The 23,283-nt window shown below is 41.4% G+C and carries 24 protein-coding genes; 15 read left to right on the top strand and 9 right to left on the bottom strand.

Annotated features, from left to right (window positions below; genetic code table 11):
• Positions 1-295 precede the first annotated feature (295 nt).
• Both V7K15_RS09340 and V7K15_RS09335 read right to left on the bottom strand, forming a co-directional pair.
• Positions 296-577: an endonuclease domain-containing protein gene (locus tag V7K15_RS09340; RefSeq protein ID WP_442949658.1), complete on the bottom strand. Its 282-nt coding sequence runs from the start codon at positions 575-577 to the stop codon at positions 296-298.
• A 180-nt stretch (positions 578-757) separates the two neighbouring features.
• Entirely contained in the window at positions 758-1,234 is a 477-nt protein-coding gene (locus tag V7K15_RS09335; protein WP_334905055.1) for a hypothetical protein, read from the bottom strand.
• A 420-nt stretch (positions 1,235-1,654) separates the two neighbouring features.
• On the opposite strand from V7K15_RS09335, the gene V7K15_RS09330 reads away from it, so the two are divergent.
• The gene (locus V7K15_RS09330; protein WP_334905053.1) at positions 1,655-2,536 is read left to right on the top strand and encodes an Npun_R2479 family HD domain-containing metalloprotein; all 882 of its coding nucleotides are present in this window, start codon (positions 1,655-1,657) and stop codon (positions 2,534-2,536) included.
• A gap of 165 nt (positions 2,537-2,701) precedes the next feature.
• Complete coding sequence (locus V7K15_RS09325) at positions 2,702-3,817, top strand: ABC transporter permease (protein ID WP_334905051.1); 1,116 nt, start codon at positions 2,702-2,704, stop codon at positions 3,815-3,817.
• A 4-nt stretch (positions 3,818-3,821) separates the two neighbouring features.
• Here V7K15_RS09325 and V7K15_RS09320 read toward each other — a convergent pair whose 3' ends face one another.
• The 4 genes from V7K15_RS09320 to V7K15_RS09305 all read right to left on the bottom strand — a co-directional run bounded on the left by V7K15_RS09320 (position 3,822) and on the right by V7K15_RS09305 (position 8,144).
• The gene (locus V7K15_RS09320; RefSeq protein WP_334905049.1) at positions 3,822-4,064 is read right to left on the bottom strand and encodes a hypothetical protein; all 243 of its coding nucleotides are present in this window, start codon (positions 4,062-4,064) and stop codon (positions 3,822-3,824) included.
• A gap of 74 nt (positions 4,065-4,138) precedes the next feature.
• The gene (locus V7K15_RS09315) at positions 4,139-4,546 is read right to left on the bottom strand and encodes a helix-turn-helix domain-containing protein (RefSeq protein WP_334905047.1); all 408 of its coding nucleotides are present in this window, start codon (positions 4,544-4,546) and stop codon (positions 4,139-4,141) included.
• Positions 4,547-5,183: 637 nt separating this feature from the next.
• A complete protein-coding gene (locus tag V7K15_RS09310; RefSeq protein WP_334905046.1) occupies positions 5,184-6,209 on the bottom strand; it encodes an ABC transporter permease in 1,026 nt (341 codons plus the stop codon).
• 282 nt (positions 6,210-6,491) lie between these two features.
• Positions 6,492-8,144: an ABC transporter substrate-binding protein gene (locus V7K15_RS09305; RefSeq protein ID WP_334905044.1), complete on the bottom strand. Its 1,653-nt coding sequence runs from the start codon at positions 8,142-8,144 to the stop codon at positions 6,492-6,494.
• A 723-nt stretch (positions 8,145-8,867) separates the two neighbouring features.
• Between V7K15_RS09305 and V7K15_RS09300 the strand changes: the two genes are divergently transcribed.
• From V7K15_RS09300 to V7K15_RS09260, 9 genes are all read left to right on the top strand, one after another.
• On the top strand, positions 8,868-9,191 hold the full coding sequence (locus V7K15_RS09300; protein WP_334788283.1) for a hypothetical protein: 324 nt from the start codon (positions 8,868-8,870) through the stop codon (positions 9,189-9,191).
• 425 nt (positions 9,192-9,616) lie between these two features.
• A complete protein-coding gene (gene psbB / locus V7K15_RS09295) occupies positions 9,617-11,146 on the top strand; it encodes a photosystem II chlorophyll-binding protein CP47 (protein ID WP_334905042.1) in 1,530 nt (509 codons plus the stop codon).
• Between the two features lie 110 nt (positions 11,147-11,256).
• Positions 11,257-11,361, top strand: coding sequence for a photosystem II reaction center protein T (locus V7K15_RS09290; RefSeq protein ID WP_292763946.1), 105 nt, complete (start codon positions 11,257-11,259; stop codon positions 11,359-11,361).
• Positions 11,362-11,654: 293 nt separating this feature from the next.
• On the top strand, positions 11,655-12,848 hold the full coding sequence (locus tag V7K15_RS09285) for a 30S ribosomal protein S1 (RefSeq protein WP_334905040.1): 1,194 nt from the start codon (positions 11,655-11,657) through the stop codon (positions 12,846-12,848).
• Positions 12,849-12,961: 113 nt separating this feature from the next.
• Complete coding sequence (locus V7K15_RS09280; RefSeq protein WP_334905038.1) at positions 12,962-13,696, top strand: HAD family hydrolase; 735 nt, start codon at positions 12,962-12,964, stop codon at positions 13,694-13,696.
• Positions 13,697-13,794: 98 nt separating this feature from the next.
• Positions 13,795-14,379 (top strand): Uma2 family endonuclease, encoded by a 585-nt coding sequence (locus V7K15_RS09275; protein WP_334905036.1) that lies wholly within the window; start codon positions 13,795-13,797, stop codon positions 14,377-14,379.
• 780 nt (positions 14,380-15,159) lie between these two features.
• Entirely contained in the window at positions 15,160-15,792 is a 633-nt protein-coding gene (locus V7K15_RS09270) for a DUF4360 domain-containing protein (RefSeq protein ID WP_334905034.1), read from the top strand.
• A 388-nt stretch (positions 15,793-16,180) separates the two neighbouring features.
• Entirely contained in the window at positions 16,181-16,828 is a 648-nt protein-coding gene (locus tag V7K15_RS09265) for a DUF4360 domain-containing protein (protein WP_334905032.1), read from the top strand.
• A 189-nt stretch (positions 16,829-17,017) separates the two neighbouring features.
• A complete protein-coding gene (locus tag V7K15_RS09260; protein ID WP_334905061.1) occupies positions 17,018-17,629 on the top strand; it encodes a DUF4360 domain-containing protein in 612 nt (203 codons plus the stop codon).
• A 198-nt stretch (positions 17,630-17,827) separates the two neighbouring features.
• Here the strand turns inward: V7K15_RS09260 and V7K15_RS09255 are convergent, their stop codons facing one another.
• On the bottom strand, positions 17,828-18,844 hold the full coding sequence (locus V7K15_RS09255; protein WP_334905030.1) for a sulfate/molybdate ABC transporter ATP-binding protein: 1,017 nt from the start codon (positions 18,842-18,844) through the stop codon (positions 17,828-17,830).
• Between V7K15_RS09255 and V7K15_RS09250 the strand changes: the two genes are divergently transcribed.
• From V7K15_RS09250 to chlP, 4 genes are all read left to right on the top strand, one after another.
• On the top strand, positions 18,837-19,007 hold the full coding sequence (locus tag V7K15_RS09250) for a hypothetical protein (protein ID WP_334905028.1): 171 nt from the start codon (positions 18,837-18,839) through the stop codon (positions 19,005-19,007). The genes V7K15_RS09255 and V7K15_RS09250 overlap by 8 nt on opposite strands.
• Positions 18,991-19,419 (top strand): hypothetical protein, encoded by a 429-nt coding sequence (locus V7K15_RS09245; RefSeq protein WP_334905026.1) that lies wholly within the window; start codon positions 18,991-18,993, stop codon positions 19,417-19,419. Before V7K15_RS09250 ends, V7K15_RS09245 begins: the two co-directional genes overlap by 17 nt.
• A gap of 106 nt (positions 19,420-19,525) precedes the next feature.
• Positions 19,526-20,167 (top strand): hypothetical protein, encoded by a 642-nt coding sequence (locus V7K15_RS09240; RefSeq protein ID WP_334905024.1) that lies wholly within the window; start codon positions 19,526-19,528, stop codon positions 20,165-20,167.
• 589 nt (positions 20,168-20,756) lie between these two features.
• A complete protein-coding gene (gene chlP, locus V7K15_RS09235) occupies positions 20,757-21,977 on the top strand; it encodes a geranylgeranyl reductase (RefSeq protein ID WP_334905022.1) in 1,221 nt (406 codons plus the stop codon).
• A gap of 146 nt (positions 21,978-22,123) precedes the next feature.
• On the opposite strand, the gene V7K15_RS09230 is transcribed toward chlP, so the two are convergent.
• Entirely contained in the window at positions 22,124-22,699 is a 576-nt protein-coding gene (locus V7K15_RS09230) for a hypothetical protein (protein WP_334905020.1), read from the bottom strand.
• 260 nt (positions 22,700-22,959) lie between these two features.
• A complete protein-coding gene (locus V7K15_RS09225; RefSeq protein ID WP_334905018.1) occupies positions 22,960-23,280 on the bottom strand; it encodes a hypothetical protein in 321 nt (106 codons plus the stop codon).
• Between the last annotated feature and the right edge of the window lie 3 nt (positions 23,281-23,283).

The following is a 23,283-nucleotide window of genomic DNA, read 5'->3' as shown; positions in this document are numbered from 1 at the left end:
AGTATTAAAGACTCATTAACGATGCTCTGAGGTTCATCGACGATGCTTTGAGGTTCGTTCACCAAAATAAATACATCTCGTTTTGCAAATCAGGAAACTCTCAATACGGTTCGGTTAAGGTGCACAGTCTTTAATGATCCCCCTAAATCCCCCTTAAAAAGGGGGACTTTAAGAAGTTTTCCCCCCTTTTTTAAGGGGGGCTAGGGGGGATCAGACGCTGTATCTGCTCACACACACTATCAAAGTGATTTAAAACTTGACTATTTGTAAACCTAATAATCTTTAAACCATAGCCTTACAAAATGTTTGTTCTCTCCAGATCATAATCTTGACCTTCATCTGTAAAATGGCTGTGTCCATCAATTTCAATCACTGTTTGTAAAGTAGGACAGTAGAAATCACCTATGAAATTATTAATCGGTCGTTGTCTAAAAACCCGAAATTGAAATTTTCTCAAATATCCACACCACAGCTTTTTTTCTGCTGGGGTCATATTTTTACGAAGTTCTTTTGCTCTTTCTACAAGCTTTGGATTGTAAGGTAAATGGAGATTGCTACTATTGAGTTTATTTGTCATAGTTTCTAGTGTTTATACCCCCTACCCAATACTGCGTAGGTTTTGGTGCATAGTCATTCGAGATCCCCCCTAACCCCCCTTAAAGAAGGGGGGAACCGGAGTCAAAGTCCCCCTTTTTAAGGGGGATTTAGGGGGATCTCAAAGTATTTGCTACATCACTAAAGGATTTTTTAAAAGCCTTTAAGAATCGACAGCAGCTTTTGCAGGTTTACTTCTAATAGCTTTAAACCGTTCACCCAACTGTTGAGCAAGAGTTTTTAAACCTGGAGTTTTCTTAGCAGCAGTTTTTACGTAGTCGTAAACTGTCAAACTGCTACCCATTGCTTCGCTACCGACAGCCATTAGAGTATCATCTACTTGTTCTGTCAGCTGTCGCAGTCCAATCAAAACTTCGGTGAGTGTGGCGACTAGTTGATAATCCTGCAGAAATTCGTCTACATCAAAACTGGCTGGTAAAATGTCTCGGTTAGATTGGGCAGCAATCAGGCTAGTGTTGACAAAAGCTAGTCTTTTATCGCCCATCTTAAATAAGTTGCGTCGTTCTTCTGCACTCAGGGTCACGAGAAAAGGTAACTTTGCTTCAATAGTCGCAAACGCTGCTTTAATTTCTTGCATATCTGCTGGAGAAAGGGAGCCGGTGATATTTTGGTAAGACATTGGATATTTACTCTGGTGAATCTGTTTGTTATGATTCCCACTTGTAAGTGCGATCGCACAGTCTTAAGAAATGGGGAGTGGGGAATAGGCTTGCCGTGAGCTTGTCCTGAGCGTAGTCGAAGGGCGTAGCCGAATGGGAGTAGGGAATGGGGACAGAATACCTGCAATCGTTGCCAGAGAAGTCATTAAATCGGGCAAATTCTTTTTCTACGTAACCCAGAATTCCTCTAAAGCCTTTGTGTTACCAGGAAGCCATGCAACATCATGCAATCCAAGCATAGATAAAGCTAGCGTCCACAGCTACAAATGAGTTACAAAGGAGCAAACATCCATTGCCCTAAATTCCAGCAAGGGTGGCGCTGATTATGGAATTTTGAAATCAAATCAATAAATAATTGGTATTTACCAGAGTAACCAGATATGTTCAATGCCACTGAAATTTTAATTGATGCCTTCGTAAATGAAATTCGAGAAGGCTACCGTCGCACCTATGGCTGCTTCAAAAATGATTATCAGGACATTATCGCCTGGGCTGGTAACATGGCTTTGGAAAACATTGCTAATAGCGACGCCCTTTATCACAATGTTGAACACACTGTCCTTGTCACCCTAGTTGGGCAAGAAATCTTACGTGGCAAACACATTAGAGAAGGTGGTGTTTCCAGTGAAGATTGGTTGCATTGCATCATTTCCTTGCTGTGTCATGATATTGGCTACGTTAAGGGAGTTTGCCGACAAGACCGAGAAACAGCAGACTTATATGCCACAGGTAAAAATGGCAGAATGATTTCTGTAGCTTCTGGCGCTTCTGATGCCAGTCTCACACCGTATCATGTTGATAGAGCCAAGCTGTTTATTGATGAGCGTTTTGGCGGTCACAAGTTAATAGATGCTGAGGCAATTAAGAGCAATATTGAATTGACTCGATTTCCTGTGCCTGCGGCAGAAGATCAGCAAGAGACAAAGTGCTTTGCCGGATTAGTACGTGCTGCTGATTTGATTGGGCAACTAAGCGATCCGCGTTACTTGAAGAAAATTACTTCTTTATTTTACGAGTTTGAAGAAACTGGTGTAAATAAAGTTTTGGGCTATAAAACCCCTGCCGATTTACGGAATAACTACGCTAAGTTTTACTGGAATGGCGTCTTTCCCTATATCCAAGAGGGACTGCATTATCTATCACTGACACAGCAGGGAAAACAAATTCTCGCTAATCTCTACTCAAATGTGTTTGTTGTAGAACACGAAAAACAACAGCAAGAACAGCAGCACTATTTAGAAAAGTTAGGAGTTGCGAGTTAGGAGTTATTCAATTTTGGATTTTGGATTTTGGATTTTGGATTTTGGATTAAAGGAAAAATCTAAAATCTAAAATCGGTAGATTGGGAGTTAAGAATTATTAATCATGAATGAGTTATGAATTAAGATAAAACTTTGAGAACTCATAACTTATAACTACTAACTACTATGGATTGGTGGCGACGACTGAAGAAAAATCCTTTGGCACGATTTGGGGCAATTTTGCTGTTAGTTTTCTACATAGCAGTAATTGCAGCTGATTTCGTGGCTCCTTATGATCCCTATGCTTCACAAGCCAATGGTTCACTGCTGCCACCAACTAAGATACACTGGGTTTCTCAGTCAGGGCAGTTTATCGGACCTCATGTTTATCCGACGACTCAGGGAGATACGAATTTAGAAACAGGCGATCGCCAAGTCATTGTAGACTTCAAAAAGCCCTCACCACTGCGTCTATTTGTCTCCGGCGCAGAATACCGATTGCTACAGATGAGTTTGCCATTACCCCCGAAGTGGGATGAAGTCACAATCTTTGCTGGTATCCCCTTAAATTGGCATTTATTTGGGACAACAAGTGGCGCAAAAGTCAACATCTTGGGCACTGATGACCAAGGCCGCGACCAATTTAGTCGCCTACTACATGGCGGTCGCATCAGTATGTTTATCGGGATTTTTGGTATTATCATTACCTATCCCCTCGGTTTGCTCATCGGTGGAATTTCTGGCTATTTCGGCGGTGTGACTGATAGCGTCATTATGCGGTTGGCAGAAGTGTTAATGACTTTCCCTAGTATTTATCTTTTGGTGACTTTGGGAGCAGTCTTACCAGCTGGTTTAAGCAGTACCCAGCGCTTTTTGCTGATTGTGGTGATTACTTCGGTTATTAGCTGGGCTGGTTTAGCACGGGTGATTCGCGGACAGGTACTATCAATTAAAGAGCGAGAATTTGTGCAAGCAGCACGGGCAATGGGCGGGAATCCACTTTATATCATCCTCCGCCACGTTTTGCCGCAAACGGCTAGTTATATAGTTATCTCTGCGACTCTTGCAATTCCCAGCTTTATTGGTGCTGAAGCGATACTGAGTCTCATCGGCTTGGGAATTCAACAACCAGACCCTTCTTGGGGCAATATGCTTTCTCTGGCTAGCAATGCTTCAATTTTGGTATTGCAACCTTGGTTAATTTGGCCGCCTGCTGTGCTGATTATCCTCACAGTGCTAGCATTCAACTTACTCGGTGATGGGCTGAGAGATGCCCTCGATCCTCGTAGTTTAAGAAGATAGGCTCTTAGAATAGCAAATGCGATCGCTGAAATAGCAAATGCGATCGCCGAAATAACAAATGCTGTCGCCGAAATAACAAATGCGATCGCTGAAATAGCAAATGCGATCGCCGATATAGCAAATGCTGTTGCCGAAATAACAAATTCTGTCGCCGAAATAACAAATGCGATCGCTGAAATAGCAAATGCGATCGCTGAAATAGCAAATGCGATCGCTGAAATAGCAAATGCGATCGCTGAAATAGCAAATGCGATCGCTAAAATTAGTCCGCCTTCGCGGACTTTGCCTGTGTAGCCGTGAATTCCATTCGCCTTCTATTCGCTACTGCTGCAAAACCCAACGGCGAAACAGTTCCACCATAATCCGCCAGCTTTCCTGAGTTTCTTCAACAACGTCATGACGCTTCAGAGTATTCAGCGCTTCCTGTAAATTGGCGTCGTTCATACCTGTAGACTGAGCTAAGGCATCCAGACTTAACCCCTCTGGGTGAGGTGCAAGTAGTTGTATTATTGCCTGTTGACCCCCAGCACCCCGCGCCGCCTGACCGCAAACCCCATCAAAGTAGTAGCGTCCCCGCTTAAAAAACCCAGGGTCATTGATAACTGCTTCCACGTCTTCCACCCTGAAAACTGGCTCACGGGGTCGTCCTTGCTCAAAAACAAAGTCATTGTAGCCGCGCACTAGCTGAAAACCCAGCAGTTGCACTAAATATGGTTGACCATGTGTCAAAGCATAAATTTCATCTAAAGTTATAGCAAAGAGGATTTACCGAGGCCTTTCTTGCCTATAAGAGCAACACTACTACCACTGTTAAACGCATACCTCTAAAAGCTAAAGATACTCTAATACCAAGTTGCCAAAGTTAGTCTTGTTTGGAATCAAGGCCGCTACTGGACTAACTTTTGATCAAATAATACTATCTATCGCAACTTGGTATAAGATTATCAAACCTCAGCTATTGCATACCATCTCAAGCTCTAGTCAATCGAGTAGAAGTAAAAGCGTATCTGTTTAAAAATGGAGTTGAGAGTTATGAAAATGGTCTTTTCACTTTCACTAACTTCCCGATTAATGCTAGTTGTCATAATATTGTGAACTTCCAAAAAAGCTGGAAGCTTGAACCAGGACAGCACCGAGTCAACATACCTATTGTTAAATATGTTGGCAGCAACAGAATTGTTGACAATACTTTCTACTTTATCTTGGATGTTGGGCAGTAATTTCAGTTGCCTGTACACACAAGTCATCGAATTAACCAAAACAATACCTCAACCTGTCTTAACGGACATCCCTCTCCTTACTAAGGAGAGGGACAGGTTTTGCGTAGCATAACCAGGGTGAGGTTTTTGATTACTAAATCGATGCTCTAATATCGAATTCGCGGATCTACATAAGCATTTAAAATATCAATCAAAATGCTTGCACTCACAACGATCGCACCAAAAAAGACCAGCACTCCCTGGACTGTAGGATAATCGCGATCGGCGATCGCTTGATACAGTCGATTGGCTAACCCAGGCCAAGAAAATGTCACTTCTGTTAAAATCGCCCCACCCAACAGAGACGCAAAGGTTAATCCCAAGACTGTAATTACTGGAATTAGGGCATTTTTCAAGGCATGGGAGACTAAAATCTTATTTTCACCAATACCTCTGGCTCTAGCGGCTTCTACATAATCTGCTTGCAAGGTTTGCTTTAAATTCACTCTTACAATTCGCTCAAAAATCCCACTGAGCAAAATTCCTAGTGTGAGACTCGGTAGCGCAAGATGGTGCAAAGATGTGAAAAACTGGGTGAAATTTCCACCGAGTAAGCTATCAATTGTATACAATCCAGTGACAGTCGTAGGAGCCGGAAGATTAGGCGGAAAGCGGTTGGAATTAGGAAACCAACCCAATTGGACTGAGAAAATCAACTGCAAAAGCATTCCCGCCCAAAACATCGGAAGTGCGTAGGTGATGATCCCAAATAAACGCCCACCGACATCAAAATATGTCCCAGGACGGGAAGCCGAAAGAGTCCCAACCGCAATCCCAACGATGAGTGCAACCGCCATACTACATACTGCTAATTCCACCGTCGCCGGGAAATATTGCCCAATTATGTCCCAAACATTCTCTCCCCGACTCATTAAAGAGGTTCCCAAGTCAAAGCGCAGTATGCTTCCCAAATAGTTTAAGTACTGTAGCCACAGGGGGAGGTTTAAACCTAGTTGTTTTCGCAATTCTTGTTTAGCTGCTTCTGGCGCACGTCCACCGAGAATTGCATCTGCTGGATCTCCTGGTGTTGCTCTTAGTAAGAGAAATACAATGGTGATAATAGTTAATAGCTGAAGTGGCGCGAGAAGCAACCGGGAAACAATGTAATATTGTAAAGCTTTAGAGCGAGACATAAACAATTAAAAATTTAATTTCTGGAAGCATCTTGGTTATTGATCTGGATATAAAGTAGATACGAAACATATTTACTTAGAAGTTAAGAGTCAAAAGTAAAAAAATTGACCATAGCCCTTTCAAGGTGACTGTTAAAATCTCTTTTTTCTCTCTGCGCTCTCTGCGTCTCTGTGGTTAAAAAGTAATTAATTGAACCACAGAGGCGCAGAGAACACAGAGTTAAGAGGTTAAAGAGGAATTTCTTGTCCAAAATTTTTATCCACCTTGAAAGGGCTAAATAACTACTTTTTAATTGTCTGGTAAACCAGAATTTGGGTAGGGTTAAGTTGTACGCTATTAACACCTTTTTGGGCAAATACATAGTCTTTGTTTTGCCATAAGGGAACGTAAGGTACTTCAGTGGTTACTTGCGTTTGAATTTCTGTAAAAACTTTCTGACGCGCTTCGGGGTTTTGTTCCTTGCGTTGCTGATCAATCAGTTTATTCATGGCTTCGCTATAGTAAAACGAACCCTGAGTTTGACTGCCTCCATCTTCACATCCTTTGGCAACAGAACCTTTGGCACAAGACAAAAACGGCTGGACGTAATTATCTGGATCTAAAAAGTCTGGATACCAATCAAGTAAAGCTGCTGGATATAATCCTTTGGAGATGTCTTTAAAAAATGTAGGACCTTCGGCGGGGGTGACTTCAAATTGCAGTATTCCATCCATTTTGACATCGACAAGAGATTTGAGTGTCTGTGCTGCCAAACTACGAGTAGGCGAACTAGAAGGATACCAAACTTGCACTTTTGCGGGATTCTCTTTGGAGAAACCAGCAGTAGTTAACAATTTTTTAGCTTGCTCAAAGTTAGCATCACCATATTTATCTTTGAATAATGGCACAGAAACTTTAAACGTCGTGGGAATCATGCTATAAAGCGGATTTGCTTGACCAAGTAATACTCGCTCGTTTAAAAGTGGACGGTCAATGATTGAGGCGATCGCTTGTCTTACTTCTAATTTATCTAAAGGCTTTTGATTCCGGTTTAATACCAGATAACTTACTACACTACCTTCAGCAGCGATCGCTTGCCAATCCCCTTTTTTAGCACCGTCTTCTAAGCTGCGAGTTTGATCTGGTTGCAGCGACAGATAAGCTACATCGACTGCGCCTGTACGGAAAGCATTAAACAAATTAACCGGACTAGTTTGAATTTGGACGTTAACACCCTTGTTTGCTGGTTTTTCTCCCCAATACTTATCAAACACATCAAATCGTATTGAATCAGTACCATACTGCGCTAACTTGTAAGGGCCAGTCCCCACAAAAATATTCGGCTTGAATTTACCAGCACCGACTTCGTAAGCTTTTGGCGAAACTGCACACACCCCAGGAAACGCCAGCAGTGAAGGAAATGCTGAAAAGGGCTTTTTCAGCTTAATTGTTAACTCATACTCACTTGTAGGTTTTGCCGAATCTACTATATCAGCTAGTAAAAATGAGGGTTTTCCTTTATTTTCAATAAAGCGCTGGATGGTAAACGCCATTGCTTTAGCATTGAAAGGAGTCCCATCGTGATAAACGACTCCCTGACGTAAGGGAATGGTATAAGTTAAGCTATCTTGACTGACTTTCGGTAATGCTGTAGCTAGCTGGGGCTTAATTTCCGTGCTTCCTGATTCGTAGGTGTAGAGGCGATCGCTCATATTAAACACCAAACCTAAAGATGCTAACTCATAAGCATCAGCCGGATCAAGGGTTCTTGGCTTTGCTGTTGTACCTATAGTAATCCGACCATCACCTGTAGGGCTATTTACAGAACCGGATGGTGGCGTAGAAGGCTGAGGACGAGGAGCGCAACTAACAACTAATAATAAACATAGACAGAACAAAGATAGGAATTGTGTAATCCGACCCCACCGTTTCACGGACAAAGAAAACCAGGTCATAGAGTTAAATTTTATGTAACTAGCGGTCAGTGATTATACTATATCTTCGTTAGTTTTATAGCATTTATTACAATTAATTACTAATTTACCCACTTTTAATACAGGGTTTTGCTCAAACAAATAGATATATTTGAGATTTTTAAATAAAAATACTTAGAAAGCTGTGATGGTTGACTCGTTTAAATGCTAATTATAGTATGTAGATTTTCACCTTATAAAAAATTTATTAACCCTTCGGGTTTATCTCGAATTATTAATAAGGTATTTATTAATAATTCATCAATATGATTGAGCCAATTACTATTTACTTTATCTTTTATAAAGAAGATAGACCTGCCCCCAGAGTGAGAGGGGATATGATTAAGAATCAAATTACGAGCATAAAATTTTCCACCAGAATATCTAAATGGTGAGTTTATAGGTTTGTTGATAATTACCTAAAGTATTGATAAAATTATATTCCTTCTTTGCTCAGAATAGTATACATAAATATTTCTGATAAACTTTGTAAAATAATCAAATTATTAGGTTGAAATCAGATGTGATGAAATTGTTATTTTTTCTACTGAGTCATCTGATGTAAATAACGATTTTTGCTATTAAAACGTGGGCACTAAATTAAATAGTCTTAAATTTAAAATATTATTAGTTATACATTAACAAATGAGATATGTACGATATGGTAAATAGCAAATAGAAAGTCCAAACAGTGAGACTAAGATCGTGAAGTATTTCTTTCTATCTGAGGGATGGGCAGTTGCTAGAGTCTGGGCATCTGATGGACTATGGCAAATAACTGCATGGCGACGCCAACCAGATATTCAGCAAATGAATATCTGTTTAGTGGAACAAAACGAATTGCTATGGCTTTATCGAGTTGAAGAAGCCATTTTAACCGTAGAAGTCAAGCCAACAACACCAGTAATTGCCAGTAAAGCCATAGGACAAGTAGTACTCAAGCGTCTGATGAGTGCTGAACAGGTAATTGAACGCCTGGGTACGGCTGAGGCGAAGTGTCAATTGCAAAATATCCAGTTGGTGGTTTAGTAGGGCATTGGGCATGGAAAAGAGACAAGGGAGAGACTTGTTCAATAATTTCCCCTTGTCTCTCCTTGTAAAGAAAATATAAGCAAATTTAATCCCCGACAGTGATTGGTAGCGAAAAAACTTTCAGATGCTACGCGATCGCATCAATTTACACGCTTGCAAACAATTCCATCAATAGTTACACTTTTTAAAACATTCTCATTTTTGCTTAGGCCATGGCTACCCTACGGGGTAAACCTCCCAAAGCGAGTAAGCATTGCCAAAGCACCCACGCTGTCTGACTTCTAAGACTAAGCTGCGGTAATACTCTGGCTCTGGCAATAACAAAAAACAAGAGAGAGTTTTCTGAGTGGCGGCTTTCGTCTCTCAAAACCTCAGTAAGAAAATTGCTTTGTAAACTAACTCATAGAGGAGGAGCGTAGTCGATGGGACTACCCTGGTATCGAGTACATACAGTCGTTCTGAATGATCCAGGTCGGCTGATTTCTGTACACCTGATGCACACAGCCTTAGTAGCAGGCTGGGCTGGTTCGATGGCACTCTACGAACTGGCTGTTTTTGACCCTAGCGATCCGGTTCTCAACCCGATGTGGCGTCAAGGAATGTTCGTACTGCCCTTCATGTCACGTCTAGGTGTCACCCAATCTTGGGGTGGTTGGAATGTTACTGGTGGTCCAGCAATTGATCCTGGCTTCTGGTCATTTGAAGGCGTTGCTGCCGCTCACATCGTTCTTTCCGGTCTTTTGTTCCTAGCCGCCGTATGGCACTGGGTTTACTGGGATTTGGAACTCTTTAGAGATCCCCGCACTGGTGAACCTGCCCTAGACTTGCCAAAGATGTTTGGCATTCACCTGTTCTTATCTGGTCTACTTTGTTTTGGGTTTGGTGCTTTTCACCTCACCGGACTATTTGGCCCAGGGATGTGGGTTACTGACCCCTATGGTATAACTGGCGCCGCGCAGGCAGTAGCACCGGAATGGGGACCAGATGGTTTTAACCCATATAACCCCGGTGGGATTGTGGCTCACCACATTGCAGCTGGTGTTGTTGGTATTATTGCAGGCTTATTCCACCTGACAGTCAGACCCCCCGAACGGCTGTACAAAGCCCTGCGGATGGGGAACATTGAAACAGTACTTTCTAGCAGTATTGCAGCAGTCTTCTTTGCTGCTTTCGTTGTTGCTGGTACTATGTGGTACGGTAACGCCGCCACACCCATCGAATTATTTGGCCCTACCCGCTATCAATGGGATCAAAGCTACTTCCGTCAGGAAATTGATCGTCGCGTTCAAACTAGCGTTGCTCAAGGTGCAAGCCTAACGGCAGCTTGGTCGGAGATTCCAGAAAAGCTGGCTTTCTACGATTACGTCGGCAATAGCCCCGCGAAAGGCGGTCTATTCCGCACCGGTCCGATGGTCAAAGGTGATGGCATTGCCCAGTCTTGGCAAGGTCACGCCGTATTCAAAGATTCTGAAGGACGGGAATTGACCGTGCGTCGTCTCCCCAACTTCTTTGAAACCTTCCCAGTGATTTTGACTGATGCAGATGGAATTGTCCGCGCTGACATTCCTTTCCGTCGGGCAGAATCTAAGTATAGCTTCGAGCAATCTGGTGTCACCGTTAGCTTCTATGGTGGCGATCTGAATGGTAAGACCTTTACAGAGCCAGCTGATGTGAAGAAGTATGCTCGTAAGGCTCAAGGCGGTGAAATCTTTGAATTTGACCGGGAAACCTTGAACTCTGATGGTGTATTCCGCACCAGTCCTAGAGGTTGGTTTACATTTGGACATGCTGTATTTGCTCTGCTGTTCTTCTTTGGTCATCTCTGGCATGGCGCTCGGACAATCTACCGAGACGTATTTGCTGGTGTTGATGCCGATCTAGAAGAACAAGTTGAATGGGGTCTGTTCCAGAAAGTGGGTGACAAGTCAACGCGCCGGAAGGAAGCTCTCTAATTTCAGTGCTGAGTTATGAGTGCTGTGTTTGGAGTTAAGGCTCTGACTCAGCACTCAGTACTCAGCACTCATAACTTTAATTACTGGCTAGATAGGCAGGAAATCGTAATATGGAAAGCGTTGCGTACATCTTGATTTTTACACTCTGTATAGGTACTATCTTTTTTGCGATCGCATTTCGTGAACCCCCTCGTTTTGAGAAAAAAGATAAGTAGATCCTATTCCCAGACCTTCAAGCGGATTTAATATTAATATCCGTTGCTACCAAGGATAGTAGCAACGGATATTATTATATTTGTCCTTTGTTGGTTCTAACTCTAAGTAAATGACCAATCATTTTAAGATTGTGATATAATTTCCGATCTTTGGACTAGATATGTGTTAATACTAGCTTTTCTGCGCTAGGATGAAAAAGGTCTTAAGTGTAAGCTGCCATAAAAGCGCTTGCATAAGACATCGCGCTATATCGCCCAACCTTTACGGAGACTAGAACCAGGAACAAATTAGCATGGTCAATCAGAATTTAACCGCTACAGAAATTGGATTCACTCACGAAGATTTCGCTGCTCTACTTGACAAATACGATTATCATTTTAGCCCTGGTGATGTTGTACCAGGAACAGTATTCAGTATAGAGCCGCGCGGCGCTCTGATTGACATTGGTGCTAAAACCGCAGCATATATACCTATACAAGAAATGTCTATTAACCGGGTAGATAGCCCGGAAGAAGTTTTACAGTCAAACGAAACGCGGGAATTTTTCATCCTTACCGATGAAAACGAAGATGGACAATTAACTCTTTCCATTCGCCGTATTGAATATATGCGGGCTTGGGAGCGCGTGCGACAGCTGCAAGCAGAAGATGCTACTGTACGTTCTGGCGTATTTGCAACCAATCGCGGCGGAGCATTAGTACGGATTGAGGGATTACGTGGGTTTATCCCAGGTTCCCACATCAGTACCCGCAAACCTAAAGAAGAATTGGTAGGCGAAGATTTACCATTGAAATTCCTAGAGGTGGATGAAGAACGTAATCGCCTAGTTCTATCTCACCGTCGGGCGTTGGTTGAGCGCAAGATGAACCGCCTAGAAGTCGGCGAAGTAGTAATTGGTACTGTTCGTGGCATCAAGCCATACGGTGCTTTCATCGATATCGGTGGTGTCAGTGGTCTACTGCACATTTCTGAGATTTCCCACGAACATATTGATACGCCTCACAGCGTGTTCAATGTCAATGATGAACTGAAAGTTATGATCATTGACTTGGATGCAGAAAGGGGTCGGATTTCCCTATCTACCAAGCAGCTAGAACCAGAACCCGGCGACATGATTAAAAACCGGGATTTGGTTTACGATAAGGCAGAAGAAATGGCTGCTAAGTATCGTGAACAGCAGTTAGCCAAGCAGCAAGGTGCTACTGCTGCGCCGGCTGCACCTGCGGAAGTTGTAGCAGACGAAGAAATAGAAGTTCCACCAGCAGCAGAACTTGACGAAGAAATTCCAGTAGTTGCGGAAATTGAAGAAGAAATTCCACCAGCAGCAGAACTTGAAGAAGAAATTCCAGTAGTTGCGGAAATTGAAGAAGAGATTCCAGCAGCGACGGAAACTGAAGAAGAAATTCCAGTAGTTGCGGAAATTGAAAAGGAGATTCCAGCAGCAACGGAAACTGAAGAAGAAATTCCAGTAGCTATTGAAGAGTAGTAGATTTTTTATAGCTTTACTTGTCTTTAAGTAAGAGTATCACATCATTTTATCAAGAGGGTTTTCCCTCTTTTTTTATGTGGAGAATCGGTAAAAGTTAAGAGTTAAAGATTGTGGCAACCATTAAATGTAGAAATATCATTTTTAATCATATCCAGGCAATTTTGTTTGACAAAAACGGTACTCTAGAAGATTCTGAAATGTATTTGCGATCGCTCGCACAAAAAGCAGCAAGATTAATAGATGCTCAAATTCCTGGAACTGGGGAACCCCTATTAATGGCATTTGGCGTCAATGGTAATCTTCTAGATGCCGCAGGTTTAATATCAGTCGCAAGCCGCCGTGAAACAGAAGTAGCAGCAGCAGCATATATAGCCGAAACTGGTAAGGGTTGGTTTGAGTCGTTAAAAATAGCCCGTCAAGCTTTGGATGAAGCGGAAAAATACATTGGACAAACTCCTTCACCACTATTTGTGGGTAGCTTAGAAGTTTTGAAATCCCTGCAAGAAGGCGGACTAAAACTCGGTATCCTCTCAGCTGCGACAACTGAAGAAGTACGTAAGTTTGTCGCTAATCACCAATTAAGTGATTATATCCAGTTGGAAATGGGAGTCGATGAGGGACCGAGTAAACCAGATCCAGTGCTATTTTTGCAAGCTTGCCAAGCTTTGAAAGTCGAACCAGGAGCTACATTGATGGTAGGTGATTCAGTTGGTGATATGCAAATGGCGCGTAATGCTAAAGCCGCAGGTTGTATTGGTATCACTTGGGTAGGTAAGTCAGATAATGTCCGAGGTGCGGATGTGGTGATTAATCAACTTGATGAAATCCAGATTTTAGAGGATTAATTTATAAACAAAATATTTTTCTAATATCATACTATTTCTGGTATGTCAAGTTAAAAATGCTAGGATATTAATTGCTCCTCACAGTTGCTAAACAAGCCATGCAAAACACAGAAACGACGTTAAAACTGCGCCTGTGGACAGTAGAGGAATACCACCGGATGGCTGATGCTGGGATTTTTAGTGCAGATGAACGAGTGGAACTCCTGGAAGGAAAGATTATCTGGATGATTGCAAAAGGGACAGCCCATAGGTCAGCAGTGGGGAGAACAGACTACTTACTGAAAAATAGGTTAGGAAATCGGGCTTGGGTATCCATTCAAGACCCAGTAAAGTTAAATGAACGGTCTGAGCCAGAACCGGATATTGCTGTCGTTAAAGTAGATCCACTGGACTATGCAGACCATCATCCTACCCCTTCTGAAGTTTATCTAATTATTGAGGTAGCAGATAGCAGCTTTAAACTAGACTGTGAAACTAAAGGAAAAGCTTACTCAAAGGCGGGAATTATAGATTATTGGGTGCTAGATGTGATTGGCCGGCAATTGCACGTCTTTCGAGAACCGACTGAGGATGGCTATCAAAGTGAAGTAATTGTAGAGGAAGATGGGATTATTTCACCTTTACAGTTTCCTGATTTAAGCATTGCAGTTTTGGAAATTTTACCACTGTTGAGAGCAACTTAGGTAAAAAGGAAAATATTTTTCAGCTACTGTTAAATAGTAGCTGGTTTAGGACTGAATATAGCCATAATACTTATTCTGGATAACGCAAAATTTCAGTTGTGCCAACTTGTTCAAACATAGTCCAAAAAACTGGGTATAAAACTCTGTTACTTACCTTCATTTTCATCAAAGTTTAACTTCATCTTCACCAAAGTTTAACTTGCTTGAAAACTTTTCGTGCTTTGTCAGAAATAAATGCTTGTATTCAAAGTACTCTACTGAGTTTGATGATTTTAAGTTAGCGATGTCTACAGTGGGCTGCACCTACGCTAATTCTATTGCCACTGCAAAAAAGAAAAGCTCGATACGTTGCTAGCTCTCAATTTCCCATCTTTTGAAAAAGTCTAGGTTTTAGCCAAACCTTCTTTTAACTTTATAAAAAATGAGCTAATCGTCAGCTATTAGTTAATTTGTGTAAATAATTACAAAACATATCTCTTTGGAGAGATTCAATGTAATTATGATGTTACAGTATGATTATTAACAGGTTCTTGTTATGTCAATTCTTAAATAAATAAAAGACGCTGATAAATAATTTAAGAGCCAGAAAATAAATTCATTGTTTTTTATTATTTTCTGTTTCCCTTAACCAGAGCGTATTGCAGACAATTAAGAATTGGTATAAATCCCTAAACCCCCAAGAGGCTGCTGGGTTAAATTCCTTTGTTTAGAAGTGTCTTAGGGAATTTTCAGTTGCAGCTAATGTCCATAGGAAATTAGACGTTTTAGCGGAGTCCTTGTATGAAGATTTTAAGTGCTTTTATTTCCAGTTTGACGCTAGTGAGTTTAAATATTGTGGGTTTGTCTCAGGTACAGGCTCAACCAGTAGGATTTGAGTTTCAAAAAGTTCCAGTAACTCTTCTAGGAACTGGTTGCCCACAAGGAACAGCAGAGGGAATTTTGAATGGAGATACTCTTTCAATAACATTTTCTGAGTTTGAAGCTTTAGCTTCACCTCCTAAGGTTGTATCAAAATCCTGCAATCTGCGGATCGGTCTGAATGTACCTTCTGGATTGAACGTTCAGCCGATTAATGTCAAGTATATTGGCTTTGCAGATGTGCCTCAAGCAGGCAGTGCTGCCGTGAACGTTAAAATACTTTTTCAAGGTCAAATAATTCCAACTATCAATAATCCAAACGCAACGTTTGGACCTGGCTTCTCAGATGTTTGGACTAAAGATGTGGGTGTTGTATTAGGCACAATAAATGCCTGTAAAAACCCAGTGAGTTCGATTTTTGGTATCAATACCAATCTGACGGCAAGAGCTAGAGGTATACCTGCAAATCAAGAAACCCAAATCCGAATTGATACAATCGATACAACAATCGGTCCTGTATTGTTCCAAATCAAGTTTGGTTTTAAACCTTGTTAGGTTTCTTAAATGCAGAGTAAGTTTTGCATTTATTTTTTTATAAAAGCTGAACCCTCTAAAGCTGCTTTATCAACTTCTGGAAAGATTTCTTCCAATCACTCTGAAGAAATCTTTGACTCTCTGTCTTGATAAATAGTATTGACAACAAAATAGCAATTCTCAAATAAATGAAATACGCTAATAAATAATTTAATAGTCAGAAATTCCTTGTTTTTTCCTATTTCTGTCTACCTTAACTAGAGCGTATTGAACACAAATAAGAATTGCTATAAATCCCCAAACCCCAAAGAGGCTGCTGGGTTAAATTCCTTTGTTTAGAAGTGTCTTAGGGAGTTTTCAGTTGTAGCTAAGGTCCAGAAGAAATTAGACGTTTTAGCGGAGTCCTTGTATGAAGATTTTAAGTGCTTTTATTTCCAGTTTGACACTACTGAGTTTAAATGTTTTGGGCTTATCTCAGGTACAGGCTGAACCAGTAGGATTTGAGTTTCAAAAAGTTCCAGTAACTCTTCTAGGAACTGGTTGCCCAGATGGAACAGCAGAGGGAATTTTGAATGGAGATACTCTTTCAATAACATTTTCTGAGTTTGAAGCTAAAGCTTCACCTCCTAAGGTTGTATCAAAATCCTGCAATCTGCGGATCGGTCTGAATGTACCTTCTGGATTGAACGTTCAGCCGATTAACGTCAAGTATCTTGGCTTTGCAGATGTGCCTCAAGGAGGCAGTGCTGACGTGAACGTTAAAATACTCTTTCAAGGTCAAGAAGTTCGAACTATCAATAAACCAAAAGCAACTTTTAGTCCTGGCTTCTCAGATGTTTGGAGCAAAGATATAGGTATTGTATTAGGAACAATAAATGCCTGTAAAAACCCAGTAAGTTCGATTTTTGGTATCAATTCAACTCTGACGGCAAGAGCTAAAGATATACCTGCAAATCAAGAAACTCAAATCAGAATTGATACAATCGACACAACAATCGGTCCTGTATTGTTCCAAATCAAGTTTGATTTTACTCCTTGTGTTCCAAATCAAACTTGATTCTAATCCTTGTGAGGTTTTTAAATGCATAGTAAGTTTTGCATTTAGTTTTTCACAAAACCTAAACTCTCTAAAGCTGCTTTAGCAACTTGTCGAAAGATTTCTTCCAATCGTTCGGAAGAAATCTTTGACTGTCTGTGTTTAGGAATAGTATTGACAACAAAGCTGATAAACTCTCCTTATTTAATTATGAAAGTCTTAAGCACTCTTGTTTCTAGTTTGACGTTACTGAGTTTAAATGTTCTAGGTTTATCTCAGGTACAGGCTCAAACACAAGGATTTCAGTTTCAACAAGTTCCAGTAACTGTTTTCGGCAATGGCTGCCCGTCGGGAAATCCCCAACCAAGTTTGAAAGGAGATATTCTGTCTGTAACTTTACCTCAATTTCAGATTACAGCTTTAGCTCCTAAGGTTGTATCAAAATCTTGCAATCTGAGAATTGGTCTGAATGTGCCTAAGGGGTACAAAGTTAAGCCCATTAACATTAAATATGTTGGCTTTGCAAATGTGCCTAAGGGAGGCAGTGCTGACCTAAAAGTTACATTAGTGTTTCAAGGCAAAAATGTTCCAAATTCTAGTAATGATCCAAACGCAAACTTCCCGTCTGGCTTTTCAAATGGATGGGTAAAAAATGTAGCTATTACACCAGATGCAATAAACGCGTGTGCTAACCCAGTGAATTCGGTTTTCGGCATCAACACAACTTTGATAGCGCGTGCCAGAGATGTAGCTGCGGGGCAACAAACTAAAATTCTAATCGATCGTGGCTATCAAATTAAGTTTACTTTTACTCCTTGTTAGGAGGGGCAGATATAGCGGGGCATTTAGAAAGTTTGGACTTTGGACAAAAAAGATGTGTTCGCGGAGAATATCCGCGAACAATTTTATATAGACATGATAAATTACCTCAGTTATTTTAAAAACTGAGTTCAATGACTATAAAGCCAGAATATTTAGACAAGTCCGTAAATGGTTTAGAATTTCGTGCAATACTGCCAACTAAATTGAATAAGACAGTGGGAAGGACTTCGCATCTTTTGGCTTCACATACACTCGCTGTTTTGTTTCTAACTCTAAATCATTAAAGCGATCGCGTGTTAAATGCGCCATCACCACTTGTCCATCATCGAAAGTTAATTCCACCTGAATTTCCCAACCCAAATGTACCAATCGGCTCACTGTCGCAGGTGTAGTGGCACCGTTAGCAACCTTTTCTAAAATCACATCTTGCGGACGCAAAAATACTTGTGGGTGTGGCGCATCAAATCCGCTACTTTGAAAAATCTTCGATGTGCTGGGTAATATATTCACCGGGCCGATGAAGCTCATCACAAATGCGGTGGCAGGATTATCGTAAATTTCTGCTGGTGTCCCTACCTGTTCGATCCGCCCTTTATTCATGACCACAACTTCGTCGGAGACTTCCATTGCTTCTTCTTGGTCATGGGTGACGAAAACCGTGGTAACATGAACTTCATCATGGAGGCGGCGTAACCATGCGCGTAAGTCTTTGCGGACTTTAGCATCAAGTGCGCCAAAAGGTTCATCTAGCAGTAATACTTCTGGTTCTACTGCCAGCGCCCTGGCTAATGCTACCCGTTGTCTTTGACCTCCAGAAAGTTGTGATGGATAGCGATCGCCTAATCCAGTCAACTGCACCAATTCTAGTAACTGGTCTACCCTTCCCTTAATCTTCTTTGGCTGTGCCTTACGAATTTCTAAGCCAAAGGCAATATTCTGTCTGACAGTCAGATGCTTGAATAGGGCATAGTGCTGAAATACAAAACCAATATTACGCTGTTGCACGCTTTGGTATGTAGCGTCTTTACCAGTAAGCAGGATTTTGCCGCTATCTGGCATTTCTAAACCTGAAATTAACCGTAGTAGCGTAGATTTACCTGATCCTGATGGACCGAGCAACGCAACTAGCGCACCACTCTTAATTTCCAGGCTGACCTGATCAACTGCCTTGAAACTCCCGAATTGTTTGGAGACGTTCTCAACTACTATGCCCACTGCCTCTGTACCTCTGCAACTAAATCTACATATCCTTGGTAGGATTACTGTGTCTTACATATACCATACATCGTTATTTATAGATGAACAAGATTTAGCTGCCGCAGCTGCCGCGATCGAGGAAGCTACAATGAGGAGCCTTGGGGTTGAAGAGATTCCCTAACCTGTTTCCTAAAGACTCGCCAAGAATCATTCAAAGATCGCGGCTTGTTCTCAAGTCAGGAAAATGGCAAGAGGTTACATACAAACGCGAAGAACGCACCGCATCAGGAGTCTATAATTTTATTGTCACTCTAGAGGGAATAGTGTTTATTCGTAGAGCCAGTGCTAGGGTTGCAGATAGAGCAATTGGTCATATAGATTTAGCAAAGGGAGAGGATGTAAAATACGCTGGCCGGCTCTACTTTTCAGGACGCGCTAATAGAGGCATCCTCCGCAAGTGGACTAATGAATCTGGACATTATCGGCCTGCTGCTAAATCGATGAGCAATGCAGATTTACTACCTCAAGAACTTTTTGAGCCAGGTCAATTCCAAAGTCTAATTAGTCTCAATTCAATCCCTGGTAATGATTAAGAGAAAACAGCCTCCGCCATGATAGATAGAAGATGGCATTTGGTAACATTGGGGTGAAATTAAATCTGGTCATAAATATTATCAGATATTAATAGGTACAAAGAATATGATTAGCCGATTTATTGGTGATAAAGATTTTGAAGACCATAAGGCTTTACAACGAAGGCTGATGAGTTTACCGCAAGAAGCTCAGTTCAATGAAATAAACGCTATCTTAGATCGAGATTCTCTCATCGGTCTAAAGTTAGCTAATGCCGTACTGAAGAATAAAAGATACTTTGAGATTCTGCTTGAGCGAGGAGTAGCGGAAGCAAATGCTAGTGAAATAGAACTTTGGCTAAAGTATTTACTCCCGCGTCTTGGCTTCCGACGTGTTATGGCCATCCTATCTGACAAATTATCAGAACACGCTCAGGAAGTACGTAAGGCTTCATACTGGTTGCCCAAATTTCTACCAAAAAATAATGATCAAGCTGCAAGATTGCTGAAAGAGCTTTTGAATAAGGAGAAACAGATGTTAGGTAGAGAGTACAAAGCTGTTAGGACTTCAGGACAAGCTTACAAGTTAATTTTAATAATCAAGAGTACAGGTGAATATGCCGTTTTTGGTGGATATCAATTGGGTAGTCAGGGTTCTAAAATAATCGTTGAAATTCTTAATCAAGAAGATTTATATCCAACTGGTGGATTGAGGGAAATATCACCTAGTGATATAGAGATTCTCGATCCACAACCTTACAACGATTAATACTAAGGGTAGTAATTGGGTTGGGTTATAAATTAAACACCCCTGCTACAGCAGTTTCCGCTATTGTGAGGTACGTTCTTAGTCCTGAAAGGCTACAGGAGGTAGCGGGGAGGGGACAAACTGTACTTTATAACAGCAGGAAGTGCTGTAAGCAGATAGGACTCGGAGAAAAAAATCTACTTAATTTAGGCACAATAAGTAGGTAGGCGTAATTAAATATAAGATCAAACCTCACCCTCAATCCCTCTCCTTAGTAATGAGAGGGAAGCCGGAGGCAGCTGTGTACTTCATTTACCTGAAAAACGCTGTATCTCTTTTCCCAGGTAGTCCAACCACTAGAGAGCCAATTCACCCTAGATTTAGTACTAGATTTGCCGAATCTTACCCGAATAAGTGCGGAATATGGGTTAAACCCCCAGAATTTGATAAATTTTCCATTAACCTAATTCTCCATTCCCCATCTCGCTTTTCGTATCGAAACATTAAGGAATATTGCATTTCAACAGAAACCTGAAGGGAAAGCGTCAAATCAGCCGAAAGACCGTGATAGTATGCTCTGGGTAAATGTGAAGATTTGGGAGAAAGACCTTTGACACTACGGGTTGCTGTTATTGGGTCAGGCCCTGCTGGTTCATCTGCCGCAGAAACGCTGGCAGCCTCTGGGATTGAAACCTACCTGTTTGAGCGGAAGCTAGACAATGCAAAGCCTTGTGGGGGTGCAATTCCCCTATGTATGGTAAGTGAGTTTGATCTACCACCAGAAATTATCGATCGCCGGGTACGGAAGATGAAAATGATTTCCCCTTCCAATCGGGAGGTTGATATCAATCTGGTAAATGAAGATGAATATATAGGAATGTGCCGCCGGGAAGTGCTAGATGGGTTTTTGCGCGATCGCGCGGCAAAAGTAGGCGCAAATTTAATTAATGCTACTGTTCATAAACTCGATATACCAGGAAACAATACTGACCCCTATACCATCCATTACATTGACCATACAGATGGGATATCACAGGGTATTGCCAAAACCTTGAAGGTGGATCTAATTATTGGGGCGGATGGGGCTAATTCTCGCGTTGCTAAGGAAATGGACGCTGGGGATTACAATTATGCGATCGCCTTTCAAGAGCGAATTCGCTTACCCGAAGACAAAATGGCCTACTATAACGACCTCGCCGAAATGTATGTCGGTGATGACGTTTCGACTGATTTCTACGCTTGGGTTTTCCCCAAACATGACCACGTAGCTGTCGGTACTGGTACGATGCACATCAATAAAGCCAGCATCAAACAGTTACAAGCTGGTATCCGCGCTCGTGCTTCCGAGAAACTGGCAGGCGGTAAAATCATCAAAGTCGAAGCCCACCCGATTCCTGAACATCCCCGTCCCCGTCGTGTTGTCGGTCGCATCGCTTTGGTGGGAGATGCTGCTGGTTACGTTACCAAGTCCTCTGGTGAAGGTATTTATTTTGCCGCTAAATCTGGGCGGATGTGTGCTGAAACTATTGTAGAAACATCTAATAGTGGTAGCCGTATTCCTACAGAAGATGACCTCAAGGTTTATCTGAAGCGTTGGGATAAAAGATACGGACTCACTTACAAGGTGTTGGACATTTTGCAAAGCGTGTTCTATCGTTCCAATGCCACCCGCGAGGCGTTTGTGGAAATGTGCGATGACCTTGATGTACAACGGCTAACATTCGATAGCTATCTGTATAAGACGGTTGTCCCAGCTAATCCCATCACCCAATTGAAGATTACTGCCAAAACCATTGGTAGCCTAATTCGGGGTAATGCCCTTGCACCTTAATTGAGGGTAAAGGACTGGGAATTCCAACAAATAAATTACTCAATTTTGTGGGGTGGATATCTTACACGCTGATTAATCAGGGCGGGCAAGATGCCCACCCCACAATATATATCAATACTTCGGGCAGAATTAAGCAGTCTAACTAATTACAGTGTCTTCGTCAGATATGCCCTTTTCTTTAACAGTCCACCCACACCCCAGAGAATCAATGCAGTAGTTGTCCCAGCCTCGGGAATTGATACTGGAGGTTCAGAAGGAATTTTTGCAACTTGCAATGAAGTTAAAACTGTACCATCACAATCAGCTGCTAATCCTCCTCTTCCACTATCTGAACTGTAATACAGCCTCACATCAGAACCCACTACACAAGAAAAATCAAAGAACTTGCTTGCAAATAAATCTAGTTGATTATTACTTAAGTTATAAGTAAAACTTTCAAGATCAGCGAGTTCATAGGCAAATTTTCTTTGTCCATAGAAAGTTTCCGATTCAAAAGTAAAATTTGTCAGTTCACCTAGTGTCAAGATTAAATCATTGTCAGAATTTTCTCCACTAAATGCACCAAAATAGTTACGTAAAAAAGTCAAATTACCATCAGTTGCTACTTCCCGCGCTGAAATTGAAAATGTTGCAGCTAAAGTTGGGTTTGCTTTCATGACACCTAAACTAAGTACAGCACAAGCCGTACTGACTGCAAATCGTTTGAAAATGTTATTAATCATGAAGCCCTCAGTATGTAGGCATAAATCATGTTTGATTTTACTAAATTACGCCTGATGTGAATTAAAAACGCCTCTTTCTCCATAAGGGTTTCAAGACTTGTGTAAAAATCGTGGTTTTGAAACTATCGACGAAATTACAAAGTTTTCGGCACTCAATTCACATTAGACGTAAATTTTAAAATATACATTAACCAAGATTTATTAAAAAAAATGACTAAATAAGGATAAAAAACTGCCAAAATTTTTATTGCAGAAGCATTTCAGCAGTTTGAACCAGCGATCGCTACCTTCTTAGCTTGACGTAAGGCATCTCTAAGTACAGACTGTAGTATCACCTCAGTAACTCCAGGCTGACTCTTAACCTGTTTAATTGTCACCTGTGTCTGGTTCAGGTGACTGGCATCATCAACCATACCAAGAGGCAGGGGTTGACGATCGTCGCGATCGCTCCAGGCTGTTAAAGTTAGGTGAGTAACTGGTCTGGCGATGACTGTCATGGCAATAGTGGTAGTTGCCACAAGGACAAGCAGGATAATCTTCAGCCTGTTTTTTAAGAATTTACTGCGGTAGGAATGCTGCATAAC

It is taken from the genome of Nostoc sp. (genome assembly GCF_036919815.1).
Lineage (GTDB): Bacteria > Cyanobacteriota > Cyanobacteriia > Cyanobacteriales > Nostocaceae > Nostoc.
This window is presented reverse-complemented; position numbering and strand designations above follow the sequence as displayed.

Bases quoted from the DNA above. Each gene is read 5' to 3' on its own strand.
- V7K15_RS09240 (WP_334905024.1), top strand. From the start codon at position 19,526: ATGATTAGCCGATTTATTGGTGATAAAGATTTTGAAGACCATAAGGCT.
- V7K15_RS09340 (WP_442949658.1), bottom strand. From the start codon at position 577: ATGACAAATAAACTCAATAGTAGCAATCTCCATTTACCTTACAATCCA.
- V7K15_RS09270 (WP_334905034.1), top strand. From the start codon at position 15,160: ATGAAGATTTTAAGTGCTTTTATTTCCAGTTTGACGCTAGTGAGTTTA.
- V7K15_RS09290 (WP_292763946.1), top strand. From the start codon at position 11,257: ATGGAAAGCGTTGCGTACATCTTGATTTTTACACTCTGTATAGGTACT.
- V7K15_RS09310 (WP_334905046.1), bottom strand. From the start codon at position 6,209: ATGTCTCGCTCTAAAGCTTTACAATATTACATTGTTTCCCGGTTGCTT.
- V7K15_RS09265 (WP_334905032.1), top strand. From the start codon at position 16,181: ATGAAGATTTTAAGTGCTTTTATTTCCAGTTTGACACTACTGAGTTTA.
- V7K15_RS09250 (WP_334905028.1), top strand. From the start codon at position 18,837: ATGCCCACTGCCTCTGTACCTCTGCAACTAAATCTACATATCCTTGGT.
- V7K15_RS09285 (WP_334905040.1), top strand. From the start codon at position 11,655: ATGGTCAATCAGAATTTAACCGCTACAGAAATTGGATTCACTCACGAA.
- V7K15_RS09260 (WP_334905061.1), top strand. From the start codon at position 17,018: ATGAAAGTCTTAAGCACTCTTGTTTCTAGTTTGACGTTACTGAGTTTA.
- V7K15_RS09225 (WP_334905018.1), bottom strand. From the start codon at position 23,280: ATGCAGCATTCCTACCGCAGTAAATTCTTAAAAAACAGGCTGAAGATT.
- V7K15_RS09335 (WP_334905055.1), bottom strand. From the start codon at position 1,234: ATGTCTTACCAAAATATCACCGGCTCCCTTTCTCCAGCAGATATGCAA.
- V7K15_RS09305 (WP_334905044.1), bottom strand. From the start codon at position 8,144: ATGACCTGGTTTTCTTTGTCCGTGAAACGGTGGGGTCGGATTACACAA.
- V7K15_RS09330 (WP_334905053.1), top strand. From the start codon at position 1,655: ATGTTCAATGCCACTGAAATTTTAATTGATGCCTTCGTAAATGAAATT.
- V7K15_RS09325 (WP_334905051.1), top strand. From the start codon at position 2,702: ATGGATTGGTGGCGACGACTGAAGAAAAATCCTTTGGCACGATTTGGG.
- psbB (WP_334905042.1), top strand. From the start codon at position 9,617: ATGGGACTACCCTGGTATCGAGTACATACAGTCGTTCTGAATGATCCA.
- V7K15_RS09230 (WP_334905020.1), bottom strand. From the start codon at position 22,699: ATGATTAATAACATTTTCAAACGATTTGCAGTCAGTACGGCTTGTGCT.
- V7K15_RS09275 (WP_334905036.1), top strand. From the start codon at position 13,795: ATGCAAAACACAGAAACGACGTTAAAACTGCGCCTGTGGACAGTAGAG.